This is a genomic window from Pseudoalteromonas sp. UBA2102, assembly GCF_002331165.1.
Classification (GTDB): Bacteria; Pseudomonadota; Gammaproteobacteria; order Enterobacterales; family Alteromonadaceae; genus Pseudoalteromonas; species Pseudoalteromonas atlantica.
The window spans coordinates 1-11,509 of record NZ_DCYU01000139.1; the positions used below are offsets into that span (position 1 = coordinate 1).

At 40.3% G+C, this 11,509-nt stretch carries 12 protein-coding genes; 7 read left to right on the plus strand and 5 right to left on the minus strand.

Features of this window, described 5'->3' with window-relative positions; translation table 11 throughout:
• The coding region (locus B2R65_RS17825) for a fumarate hydratase (RefSeq protein WP_286744881.1) at window positions 1–1,193 on the minus strand (1,193 nt) is incomplete at its 3' end.
• 169 nt (window positions 1,194–1,362) lie between these two features.
• Between B2R65_RS17825 and pabB the strand changes: the two genes are divergently transcribed.
• The 3 genes from pabB (at window position 1,363) to B2R65_RS17840 (ending at window position 4,770) form a co-directional block, all read left to right on the plus strand.
• Window positions 1,363–2,709 carry an aminodeoxychorismate synthase component I gene (gene pabB / locus B2R65_RS17830; protein ID WP_286744884.1) on the plus strand — a complete coding sequence of 449 codons (1,347 nt, stop codon included), beginning with the start codon at window positions 1,363–1,365 and terminating at the stop codon, window positions 2,707–2,709.
• A 6-nt stretch (window positions 2,710–2,715) separates the two neighbouring features.
• The gene (locus B2R65_RS17835) at window positions 2,716–3,291 is read left to right on the plus strand and encodes an NUDIX hydrolase (RefSeq protein ID WP_055016575.1); all 576 of its coding nucleotides are present in this window, start codon (window positions 2,716–2,718) and stop codon (window positions 3,289–3,291) included.
• Between the two features lie 102 nt (window positions 3,292–3,393).
• Complete coding sequence (locus B2R65_RS17840) at window positions 3,394–4,770, plus strand: L-serine ammonia-lyase (protein WP_004589403.1); 1,377 nt, start codon at window positions 3,394–3,396, stop codon at window positions 4,768–4,770.
• 71 nt (window positions 4,771–4,841) lie between these two features.
• On the opposite strand, the gene cysB is transcribed toward B2R65_RS17840, so the two are convergent.
• Entirely contained in the window at window positions 4,842–5,819 is a 978-nt protein-coding gene (gene cysB / locus B2R65_RS17845; RefSeq protein ID WP_024032357.1) for an HTH-type transcriptional regulator CysB, read from the minus strand.
• A gap of 293 nt (window positions 5,820–6,112) precedes the next feature.
• Between cysB and B2R65_RS17850 the strand changes: the two genes are divergently transcribed.
• Window positions 6,113–6,871: a hypothetical protein gene (locus B2R65_RS17850; RefSeq protein ID WP_126007531.1), complete on the plus strand. Its 759-nt coding sequence runs from the start codon at window positions 6,113–6,115 to the stop codon at window positions 6,869–6,871.
• A 250-nt stretch (window positions 6,872–7,121) separates the two neighbouring features.
• Here B2R65_RS17850 and B2R65_RS17855 read toward each other — a convergent pair whose 3' ends face one another.
• Window positions 7,122–8,414, minus strand: coding sequence for an NCS2 family permease (locus B2R65_RS17855; RefSeq protein WP_004589400.1), 1,293 nt, complete (start codon window positions 8,412–8,414; stop codon window positions 7,122–7,124).
• 117 nt (window positions 8,415–8,531) lie between these two features.
• On the opposite strand from B2R65_RS17855, the gene B2R65_RS17860 reads away from it, so the two are divergent.
• The 3 genes from B2R65_RS17860 to B2R65_RS17870 all read left to right on the plus strand — a co-directional run bounded on the left by B2R65_RS17860 (window position 8,532) and on the right by B2R65_RS17870 (window position 10,227).
• Entirely contained in the window at window positions 8,532–8,987 is a 456-nt protein-coding gene (locus B2R65_RS17860) for a tetratricopeptide repeat protein (RefSeq protein ID WP_054983083.1), read from the plus strand.
• Between the two features lie 283 nt (window positions 8,988–9,270).
• Window positions 9,271–9,705, plus strand: coding sequence for a SulA-like leucine-rich domain-containing protein (locus tag B2R65_RS17865; RefSeq protein WP_029774255.1), 435 nt, complete (start codon window positions 9,271–9,273; stop codon window positions 9,703–9,705).
• A gap of 42 nt (window positions 9,706–9,747) precedes the next feature.
• The gene (locus B2R65_RS17870; protein WP_286744894.1) at window positions 9,748–10,227 is read left to right on the plus strand and encodes a YchJ family protein; all 480 of its coding nucleotides are present in this window, start codon (window positions 9,748–9,750) and stop codon (window positions 10,225–10,227) included.
• Window positions 10,228–10,354: 127 nt separating this feature from the next.
• On the opposite strand, the gene B2R65_RS17875 is transcribed toward B2R65_RS17870, so the two are convergent.
• Both B2R65_RS17875 and B2R65_RS17880 read right to left on the minus strand, forming a co-directional pair.
• Window positions 10,355–10,657 carry a DUF6172 family protein gene (locus B2R65_RS17875; protein ID WP_004589192.1) on the minus strand — a complete coding sequence of 101 codons (303 nt, stop codon included), beginning with the start codon at window positions 10,655–10,657 and terminating at the stop codon, window positions 10,355–10,357.
• 190 nt (window positions 10,658–10,847) lie between these two features.
• Window positions 10,848–11,375 (minus strand): VC2046/SO_2500 family protein, encoded by a 528-nt coding sequence (locus B2R65_RS17880; RefSeq protein WP_286744898.1) that lies wholly within the window; start codon window positions 11,373–11,375, stop codon window positions 10,848–10,850.
• Window positions 11,376–11,509: the final 134 nt, after the last annotated feature.

The window sequence follows — 11,509 nt, forward strand, 5'->3', positions numbered from 1 at the left end:
CGTGTTGCGGTTGTAGGGCCTGCAGGGCCTACAGCTTCATCACCTACAGCATCAACTGGGCCAACGTAATAAATAAACTTATTATCGAAGTCTACGCCTTCAGGTAAACCTTCACCTGAATTGATCATATCTTGTAAGCGTTTATGGGCAGCGTCACGGCCTGTTAAAATAGTGCCTGAGAGTAAAATAGTTTCACCCATTTTCCACTCGCGAGTATCTTCTTTAGTTAGCGTGTCTAAATTAACACGACGCGTTCCTTCACCTACTTCAAAGGTGACTTCTGGCCAGTCTTCTAGCTTAGGCGCTTTTAAATCTGCAGGGCCTGATCCATCTAATGTAAAGTGTACGTGGCGCGTAGCAGCACAGTTAGGGATCATCACTACAGGTTTTGATGCCGCATGTGTAGGTGCAGTTTTTACTTTAATATCAACAACCGTTGTTAAACCACCTAAACCTTGTGCACCAATACCTAGCTTGTTAGCACGTTCAAAAATTTCTAAACGTAATTTTTCTTCTGTCGTTTGTGCACCGCGCTCCATTAGCTCATGAATATCAACAGGGTCCATTAACGACTCTTTGGCCATTACCGCTGCTTTTTCGGCGGTACCGCCAATACCTATACCTAGCATGCCAGGCGGACACCAGCCTGCACCCATCGTCGGTAGCGTTTTTTCTACCCATGCAGCTACGTCGTCTGATGGGTTTAGCATAACCATTTTACTTTTGTTCTCTGAGCCGCCGCCTTTCGCTGCAACCATTACTTCTACTTCGCCACCTGGCACTAAGTCAATATGAACAACTGATGGGGTATTGTCTTTGGTGTTTTTACGCGTGCCTGCAGGGTCAGCTACAATAGAAGCGCGTAGTGGATTATCTGGGTTTAAATATGCGCGACGTGTGCCTTCATCAACCATTTGTTGTACAGTTAAATCTGTTTTATCCCACTTAACATCCATTCCTACTTTTACAAAACAGGTAATAATACCCGTGTCTTGACACAATGGACGCTTGCCTTCAGCCGACATACGCGAGTTAATTAAAATTTGCGCGATTGCATCTTTTGCAGCCTTGCTTTGTTCTTTGTTATAGGCTTTTTCTAGCGCTTGAACAAAATCAAGGGGATGATAAAAAGAAATATATTGCAACGCATCTTCAATGCTATCAATAAAGTCTTGCTGACGGATTGTACTCATAGTGGTTCCTTAAGTTAGCGTTACGCTTAAGCGTAATCTATACCAAACCGGTGACGGTGGTTTGCACTGTTTTAATTACAACGTAGATTTGATACTAAACGCTGCCAAAAAAATTTGACTTATGATACCCTCCCAGCCCGTTTCGAGCCAGTTCTTAAAGGGGCAGTAAATGCTAAACAATGAAAAAAATTGTGTAAAATTAGCCATAACACAAAACTGCATTGATGTTTTCGCGCATTTTGCGTATTTACCCTATGCCGTATTACTAGACTCAGCTAATAGCGAGCACATAAATAGTCGCTTTGATATTATTGCAATAGAGCCTCACGCTATTTTAGAAGTAAACAACAATCAAAGCGTATTTAATCAGCAACTTGACTCGCGTAGCCCCTTTAAAATAATGAACGATGAGCTAAGTAAACTTAGCGCGCAAAAAGCCGCTAATAACCTGCCTTTTACTGGCGGCTGGCTTGGTTATTTTGGTTACGATTTAGGGCGTATTATTGAGCACATGCCACGCACGGCAAAACACGATATAACGTTGCCACAAATGGCCATTGGCCTTTATTTAGATGCGCTGATATTTGATAAACACCAGCAAAGCTGGTTTTACGTTTCTCAACCTGAAGTGAATCGTTTAGCGCTCTACCAGCAATATTTAGCAAACGATGTAGCGCCTGCACAGTTTTCGCTCACCAGTGATTGGCAATCAAATATGAGCGAACATGAATACGCTGATAAATTTTCGCAAATACAAGATTATTTAAAAAGTGGTGATTGCTATCAAATCAACCTCGCGCAGCGCTTTAGTGCTAGCTTTAAAGGCGATCCTTTCCAAGCCTATAAAATATTACGTATAGCAAATAAAGCGCCGTTCTCGAGCTTCATAAACCACCCAGGAGGTGCCATTTTATCAATATCGCCCGAGCGCTTTATTGCAGTTCACGACAACATAGTTGAAACAAAACCTATCAAAGGCACTTTGCCACGTATGGCCGATGCCATCGCAGACCAACAACAAGCCAGGGCCCTTGAAAACTCAACCAAAGACCGCGCAGAAAACGTAATGATTGTTGATTTACTGCGTAACGATTTAGGCAAAGTGGCAAAGCCTGGCTCTGTAAAGGTGCCATCACTGTTTGCTATTGAGAGCTTTCCAGCTGTTCATCACTTAGTCAGTACTGTCACGGCCGAACTCGATGAGAATAAAACGTGTGTTGATCAACTTGAAGCTGCATTTCCCGGAGGGTCAATCACCGGTGCACCGAAAATTAGAGCAATGGAAATAATTGAAGAGCTAGAGCCTCATAGGCGGAGTATTTACTGTGGCTCTATAGGGTATTTAAGCGCCTGCGGTAATATGGACACCAGTATTACAATTCGGACATTGGTTTGTCATAACGAGCATATTTATTGCTGGGCCGGCGGGGGTATTGTTGCTGATTCTAAAGTCGAATTGGAATACCAAGAAACATACGATAAAGTGAATAAAATACTTCCTTTATTAAAACAGTAGAACGCTTTGAATAGTGAACATATTATGGCGCGGTTTCAGCTAAGCCCTACTGCCGCGCCAAATCAAATAAAAGATACCCGTAAAAAGCGTGCCAGTGCGGTTATGCTGCCTATTATTGATGTTGATAACCACGCGCATATTTTATTGTGCAAACGCCCTACTTATTTACATCACCACCCTGGGGAAATTTGTTTACCCGGCGGTAAGTTTGAGCAAAGCGATAAGCACCTGCGTACCACAGCACTTCGAGAACTACATGAAGAGCTTAATATAGCGCCAAGTCATGTCACAGTGCTCGGTCAGCTGCCGCAATACTCTACCCTAACGGGCTTTAGCATTAGCCCATTTGTAGGTTTACTTGATAAACACACAGTATGGGAGAATGATTATAATGAAGTGCAAGCTAGCTTTTTACTGTCGCTTACTGCGCTTTCAAACGAGGCCAATTGGCAGCCCATTCCTTTTCAGCGATTTGGCAAAAACATCAACTTGCAAGGGTTTAGTACACCGCACGGATTACTGTGGGGAGCAACGGCTAGCATTATAAAAAACTTTACAAAACAGCTTGCCCTACCAGTTTAAAACTTATTGGCAAATAGTTACATAATATAGAATTAACGTTATGATACTCGACCGTTCAAAGAACAGCTCCAGGGCTGAGTAAATATAGTAGAGACCCATAATATGATCAGTGCATTTGATATGTTTAGCATTGGTATTGGCCCATCGTCGTCACATACCGTTGGCCCAATGCGTGCCTCGCGCTTATTTGTTAATGACCTACAAGAGCAACAACTTTTAACCTCTGTTACCGATATAAAGGTAGAGCTTTATGGCTCACTGGGTCAAACCGGCGTAGGCCATGGCTCTGGTAAAGCCGTTATATTAGGGCTTGCCGGCTACGACCCAGAAACAATAGATGCCGATTTAGTTGACGATATCCTTGCCACCATTGAAAAAGAGCAAGTGATATACCTCAACCAAACCCATAAAGCGAACTTTCCTAAGCAAGGGGCTATTGTTTTTCATCGCCGCAAAACCTTACCTAAGCACTCTAATGCAATGGAAATTATTGCCTCAAACAATGGCGAAAAAGTATATAGCAAAGTGTACTACTCTATTGGCGGCGGCTTTATTGTTACCGATGAAGAATTTGAAAACGAAAAACAAGCAGCCCTTGATATACGCGAACAAAACCCGGCTCCTTACCCGTTCGAAAGTGCAAAAGATTTACTAGAGCTGTGTAAAGAATCAGGCTTTAGTGTATCTACTTTAATGATGCATAACGAAAAAACGCTGCGCAAAGAAGACGATATTAAAGACGAGCTGTTTAATATTTGGCAAGTAATGAAAGCCTGTATTGAACGTGGCATGCGCACTGAGGGAATTTTACCAGGTGGTTTAAAAGTTAAACGCCGTGCACCTAGTTTGTATTTAAAGCTAAATGTAGAAGTGAGTAATGACCCACTCAGAGCAATGGATTGGGTGGATTTATTTGCCTTAGCTGTAAATGAAGAAAATGCCGCAGGTGGGCGCGTAGTCACGGCGCCAACAAATGGTGCTGCGGGTATATTGCCGGCCGTTTTAATGTACTACCACACATTTATTAAAGAAGTGGACCGCGACATAGCCACACGCTATTTATTAACCGCAGCGGCGATTGGTATTTTATACAAAAAAAATGCCTCTATTTCGGGCGCAGAAGTAGGCTGCCAAGGTGAAGTAGGTGTTGCCTGTTCAATGGCTGCCGGCGCACTCACCGAAATTGTTGGTGGTAATGTAGTACATGTTGAAAACGCCGCCGAAATAGGCATGGAGCATAATTTAGGCCTAACTTGCGACCCTGTAGGCGGATTGGTACAAGTACCGTGTATTGAGCGCAATGCCATGGGCGCCATTAAAGCAATTAATGCCTCTCGCCTAGCAATACGTGGCAGTGGCGAGCAAAAGGTGTCGCTTGATAAAGTGATTAAAACCATGCTCGATACCGGTAACGACATGAAAACCAAATATAAAGAAACCGCTCGCGGTGGATTAGCGGTAAACATTATTGAATGTTAAGCGTATAAAAACAAAAAACCGCGTATTTTAGCAATACGCGGTTTTTTAGTATTTATATAGTTAAAGTCTTACTATTTTACCGGCAGTTCTATGTCGGCAAATAACGCATCAACATCTTCTTGATTACGTAATAAGCTTGCTCGCTCTACTCGCTCTTTAGTTAAATGCGGGGCAAAACGCTCAATAAAGTCATACATATAAGTACGTAAAAAACTGCCCTTTCTAAAGCCAATTTTAGTTGTGCTAGCTTCAAATAAATGGCTGGCATCAATACACACTAAATCTGTGTCACTTAATTGATCAACGGCCATTGAAGCGACTACACCTACACCTAGCCCTAACCTTACATAAGTTTTAATTACATCGGCATCGGTTGCAGTAAACACAATGTGCGGCTCAAGGCCGTGCGCATTAAATGCTTTATCAAGCTCAGAGCGCCCAGTAAACCCAAATACATACGTAATAAGCGGATACTGCGCTATATCGGCAACGGTTAAATTGTCGGCCTTTTGTGCTAGAGGATGATCTTTTGCCACCACAATGCTGCGGTTCCAATGATAGCAAGGCAGCATAACTAAATCTGAGTATAAATGAAGTGCTTCAGTTGCAATGGCAAAATCTGCATCACCGCGCGCTGCTGCATCAGAAATCTGTTGTGGTGTACCTTGATGCATATGCAGCGAAACAGCTGGGTATTTTTTCATAAAGCCCTGAATAACACTTGGCAAAGCATAACGTGCTTGCGTATGTGTTGTGGCTATATTTAGTTTACCCTGATCAGGCAGCGTATGCTCATTAGCAACCGCTTTTATACCTTCGACTTTAGATAAAATTTCGCGAGAAATGTTAATTATTTCTTCGCCGGCCCCCGTTACATGCGTTAAATGCTTACCACTGCGGCCAAAAATTTGTACACCTAGCTCATCTTCAAGCATGCGCACTTGTTTAGATATACCAGGCTGTGAGGTAAATAAACTCTCAGCAGTTGCTGATACGTTTAGCTTATGGTTTTGAACTTCTACGATGTATCTAAGTTGTTGTAATTTCATGGTTGCAGTTTTTAACGTTATTATTAAGCTTATATGATGGTAATACTAAGCAAAACCAAGTTTAATTTAGTTAAAACTTGGCAAAGTAAGCACGTATATTTTCATTATTTAAGCATTAAGGCTAGCATAATAAACCCGCTGCAGATAGCGATGTTTATTCAGGTTCAACTTATAATACATTATTCTTATATCTAATTTTTAACATATTTTTAAGTTAATCAGCGCAAAGCTACCCTCAAAGCATATATTTGATGTAATATAAAAAAATAGATTATGAATCCGAGAATTAAGCCATGATCGTTTCGATTATAATTGTGCTTATAGTGGCACTGATAGTGATTGCACTGTGGGTAAGCGCTGTACAGCAGCATAAAGAAAAGCAAGAAATTGAACGTCGCAAAGAATTAACAAAACAAAAAGCGATAATTGAAGAAACCGAAGAAGCACTTATGAATAGCGCTAATATTCCGCTTTCTGAAAACATTATACGCGTTTTACAACGTAGATGTTACGAAGCACTTAACGCTATGGTGAACCATTCACCTAATTCTAAAGCATTAAAAAGCAGAATGAACGAAGCTAAAGAAAAGCTAAGTGGTGCAGTACAAGGTAATAGCAGCGACAATTTATCGTTACCAAGTAACGATAAGCAGTTAGTCTCGTTAATTCAGGGCATAAAAAAGCTTAGAGTTATTATGCGCTCTGAACACAGTAAAGGCCGTGTAGATAGCCAAATATTTGCAGCAGAAGATAAACGCCTAGAAAAGTTACAACTCAGAATTAATATAGAAAGCCAAATTAAACGCGGTTTATCTGCTCGCTCAGCGAGCATGGTGGGCTCTGCTAGGCAATATTTTGAAAAAGCCTATGCCACACTTAGTGCCGTTACCTATTCTGATGAATACGTAAACGCAAAACGCCAAGAAGTTGAAGCCTATTTAGAAGAAATAAGCACCGAACTAAAAGCATCAAATGCCACTGCCTTGAAGAAAAAAGCAGAAGCAGAGCAAGATGACTTAGACGTATTATTTGCACCTAAAAAGAAATGGTAATTTTAAATACCCAAAAGAAAGCCCATACATAATTTATGGGCTTTTTTGTATCTGTTAAGCTTTTACCAATGGGTAAATACTAACGTATTTTGAGGCACTACCTAGCGCTAACTACATTATAAACGCTCATTTACCACAACATAGATACGCAAGGTATAACAACGCAGCGGCATGAGCGATAGACACTAAATAATAAATGTTTACCCACCCTCAAACTAAGCCTCTTAGCTAAAAGAATGGGTATTAGCTATTACGATAAAAATGCAAACTTGATAATAAATAACGCTGTTAAAATCCACACGCTAATACTAACCTGATCGCGTTTACCACACAGTACTTTAACCGCAGTGTACGATATAAAACCAAGAGCAATACCGTGCGCAATAGAGAATGTAAGCGGCGTCATAAGTAGTACCACACTTACCGGAATTGCATCGCTCATGTCATCCCAGTTTACAAACTTAAGGTTTTGCAGCATTAATACCGCAACGTATAAAATAGCACCCGCTGTTGCATAAGCCGGCACCATTTGCGCAAGCGGCGCAAAAAACATCATTAGTAAAAAGCATATACCCACAACAACAGCTGTTAAGCCAGTACGCCCACCAACCGATACACCGGCCACAGACTCAATATAAGAAGTAGTGGTAGAAGTACCTAACATTGCACCCGCAATAGTAGCTGTACTATCGGCACTTAAAGCACGCCCTAAACGTGGCATATTGCCTTTTTCATCGGCTAAGCCTGCTTTTTGAGTTACAGCAACTAACGTGCCTGATGTATCAAATAAATCAACAAACAAAAACGCAAAGATTACACTCAGCATAGAAAGCTCAAAGGCTGCTGCAAAATCAAGTTGCATGAAGGTAGGTAAAATAGACGGTGGCATTGACATTACGCCGTGGTACTCAACTAAGTCGAGGCTTAACGCAATGCCCGTTACTAGCAAAATGCTAATAAGTACGCCGCTTTTTATATCACGATAAAGCAAAGCAGCAATGACAAAAAAGCTTAAAATAGCTAATAAAGGACCTGCCGAAGTAATATCGCCAAGCTGTACTAATGTAGCTGGGCTTGAAACAATAATGCCTGCATTTTTAAGCGCAATTAACGCTAAAAACGCACCAATACCAGTGGCAATAGCCTGCTTTAAAACCAGAGGGATAGCATTAATTATCCACTCTCTGACCTTAAACAAACTTAATATTAAAAATATACAACCAGACATAAATACCGCACCTAATGCAGCTTGCCAGCTATAACCCATGCCCAGTACAACACCGTAAGTAAAAAATGCGTTTAAACCCATGCCCGGCGCAAGTGCTAAAGGGTAATTAGCCCACAATCCCATAATAAAACAGCCAATAGCAGCCGCAATACAGGTAGCAACAAATGCAGCACCTTGATCCATGCCTGCTTCCGCAAGCATTGCAGGGTTTACAAATACAATGTAAACCATAGTAATGAAAGTAGTGATTCCAGCAATGCTTTCGCGTCGCACATTGGAGTTGTTTTCGCGGAGTTTAAATAGAGCTTCGAGCATAATAGACTTGTGATAGTAAAAAGTGACGTGATTTTACCATAAAATTAAGTATAAACAGGACATTTTACCTTGCGATATACTAAACTGTTGACGTAGAAACTATAAAAAAGAAAATATATGAATAAGACTCAGCCTAGCGGACAAGACTTAGAGCAGCAATTAAACAATATTTTAGATTTTGTAACACAGCCTACAAACCACAGCGCTGAAAACAAGAGTGATGTAAGTGAGCAAACAACACTTAACAAAGCACTGTATTATTTAAAGCATAACCAGGCACCGTTGGCAGCTAAGTGGATGCGCCTTGCCGCAATGGCCGGAAATCATCGCGCCCAGTTTTATTTAGGGTTATTTTTTGTCAAAGGCCAAGGCGTACCAAAAAGCGTATTTCACGCAGCAGCATGGCTGAGTTTAGCCAGCAGCCAAGGCTATGAACCGGCAACCGCTGCTTTAAATGATTTAAGAAAATATATCGACACCAAACGTCTTAAAGACGCTCAGTGCTATGCAGCCAGTTTGTATGAGCAAATCCACCAAATTCAGTTTGCCCACTTAATCCCAAAAAATGACTAACTACTGTATAGCTAACAGCTAAGCACTGTAAAACACACTAAAATAACTGTATAGCCATCCCTTAAGTACTGTATAACGCTGCTACACTTTATACAGTACTGCAAACACCCTCAGCTTTCACTTACACGACTTAAATTATAACACACTGTTTTTAAAGTGTTATTTTTATTATTTATTTTTTAAAACCATTAACTGTATAAAAAATAACAAAAAACGCTTGCACACAACAACTGTATAAACTACTGTATACATGTACTGTATATAAACCCAGTGAGTGAGACCTATGCTACAGCCAATTACCGTAAGAACCGTTAAAAGCTACCAACAACATAATGAAAGTGAGTCGGTAAACTTAATAAAAGTAGAAGATGAAATTTCTGCTACGTTTGAGATGCTAAAAGTGTTGCACCAATACAATAGCTCTAACGCGTGGACCTTACTGATTGCGCCCGACCATGTGCCTAGTAAAGCCTTGCTAGATAGCTGCTCTATAGATACCAGCAAACTGCTTGTAATAAGACAAAAGCATTTAGTAAATTTAGAGTATGTACTTAATTCAGCACTTCATAATGGGAACTTTGCAGCCATTATTACGTGGACAGATATAGTAAGTGAGCAGCAGCTTGTTAATTTATCGCTTAATTTAAACAAAAGAAGCGCTAAGCTATTTTGCTTTACTAAAAAAACCAGCACTACAGCAATATCACTTACTCAATAAGCTTGGTAAAATGCATTTTTAATTTATGTTAATTAGTATTTTATGAGTGTAACTAGTACTAGCGCTTGCTTATGCAACAGTCAGCTTAATTATGGCGACTGTTGCCAGCCTTATCATCTTGATATAAAAACCCCAACAACACCTGAGCAACTAATGCGTTCGCGCTTTAGTGCTTATGCATTAAAAAATGCATCTTATGTATTTAAAACTTACGCCAAAGAAAAACAAGCACAAAACCCAGTAAATGAAATTGCTGACTTTGCCAATAGCTGCCGCTTTGTAAAATTAGTTGTGCGCGATACGCAGCAAAGTGATGAGCGAGGTTATGTTGCCTTTAACGCGTATTATTTTTACCAAAACTTATATTGTGAATTAGATGAGAAATCAGACTTTATAAAAGAGGACGGTGAATGGCGTTATTTAGAGGGTATTATTAATCCGGCCGCCGATATAAAAGTTGCCAGAAACGACCCCTGCCCATGTGCAAGCGGTAAAAAATATAAAAAGTGTCACAGTGTATAAAATAAGCTAAACACTTAGCATAAAATAGCTTTTTATTTAAGCGCTACTCTATACCACTAAACACGTTAATAACTGCCATAAACAAAAATGGACCATCTAGGTCCATTTTCTACAATATTGCTATTGGTTATTCATCATCATCTAGATCGAACGATTCACGCTGCGCAGGTCTAGCTAAAATCTCAACATAGAATGAAGTAAGCGCCTGCTTTTCGATTTCGCTGATCTTGTTGTTAATTTCAGCTACGTGAACAACTTCGGCATCATCGGCACTTGTGCCAAACTTACAGTCAAACGCCCAGTAATCAGCTTCAACAGGTAGCGTTTTATTGCGCTCTCTTTTCAAATATTTTTTCACTTCATGCTTTGCAGCATCAACCATACGAGGGTATTTGATTTTCTCATGATTTAGCGTGAATGTTTTCTTCATTACGTTCCTAATTACCTTGATTTAATGATAATGGCACTCAAGTCATACCATTTGCAGCCATTATAGCAATTGCATTTAATTTGTGGATGCTTTTTTTAAACAAAAAAAGAATTGTTCTATTTTATTGCATAACCGGTTATTAAATATAAGGTGTTTTAGGCTTTTAAAACGCACAAGTGTTAAATTATTTTTATGCGTTAGCAACAAGCAATGGCTTATGTATAGCCTCATTAGTTAAATCGTCATAAAATGCTGCGGCGTCCATTTGTGGACTTGCAAGCGCGGTGTGCGTGTCATTTAAGCGCCTGCGTACTGATAGTTCACAATTATCGATTACTGTTAAAGGAATATGTAACTTGTCATCTCTAATCGCTAGTGGCTCAGGCTTTAAGCAGTGGCTTAATTTTATTGCTTTCATGCCTGCTTGCTCGCCTTGTTGAACAATCATCGACGCGTGCTCTTGCCCTATGGTCATATCAAATTTTTCGGGAGCTAATAATTGCTTTGGTCCAGCACCAAAGCGCTCCCTTAACTGTTCTTCGTCTACATAAGCACTATGCGTTTCACTTTTTGGCAAGTGAAATTGACTAAAATCCAGCACATCGTGCGATAGCATCGCTAATAAAAGTGAGAATTCGCCTCTGCGATTTTCATGCACACTTTTATTTAGCCTAGTCTTTAGTTGACTCTCTGTGATTAACAAATCATCGATTTGCATAGTCTTTAGCCGATTATGATAACTGGTAGATATTTATCGGCTTTATTTCAAATTTCTTTAGCTTTTTTCTTTACTTAAATACGCAGTTTGCTATTATCAGCGCCGTTGCATTGGAGGGGTTCCCGAGCGGCCAA

Bases quoted from the DNA above. Each gene is read 5' to 3' on its own strand.
- pabB (WP_286744884.1), top strand. From the start codon at position 1,363: ATGCTAAACAATGAAAAAAATTGTGTAAAATTAGCCATAACACAAAAC.
- B2R65_RS17840 (WP_004589403.1), top strand. From the start codon at position 3,394: ATGATCAGTGCATTTGATATGTTTAGCATTGGTATTGGCCCATCGTCG.
- cysB (WP_024032357.1), bottom strand. From the start codon at position 5,819: ATGAAATTACAACAACTTAGATACATCGTAGAAGTTCAAAACCATAAG.
- B2R65_RS17850 (WP_126007531.1), top strand. From the start codon at position 6,113: ATGATCGTTTCGATTATAATTGTGCTTATAGTGGCACTGATAGTGATT.
- B2R65_RS17855 (WP_004589400.1), bottom strand. From the start codon at position 8,414: ATGCTCGAAGCTCTATTTAAACTCCGCGAAAACAACTCCAATGTGCGA.
- B2R65_RS17860 (WP_054983083.1), top strand. From the start codon at position 8,532: ATGAATAAGACTCAGCCTAGCGGACAAGACTTAGAGCAGCAATTAAAC.
- B2R65_RS17865 (WP_029774255.1), top strand. From the start codon at position 9,271: ATGCTACAGCCAATTACCGTAAGAACCGTTAAAAGCTACCAACAACAT.
- B2R65_RS17870 (WP_286744894.1), top strand. From the start codon at position 9,748: ATGAGTGTAACTAGTACTAGCGCTTGCTTATGCAACAGTCAGCTTAAT.
- B2R65_RS17875 (WP_004589192.1), bottom strand. From the start codon at position 10,657: ATGAAGAAAACATTCACGCTAAATCATGAGAAAATCAAATACCCTCGT.
- B2R65_RS17880 (WP_286744898.1), bottom strand. From the start codon at position 11,375: ATGCAAATCGATGATTTGTTAATCACAGAGAGTCAACTAAAGACTAGG.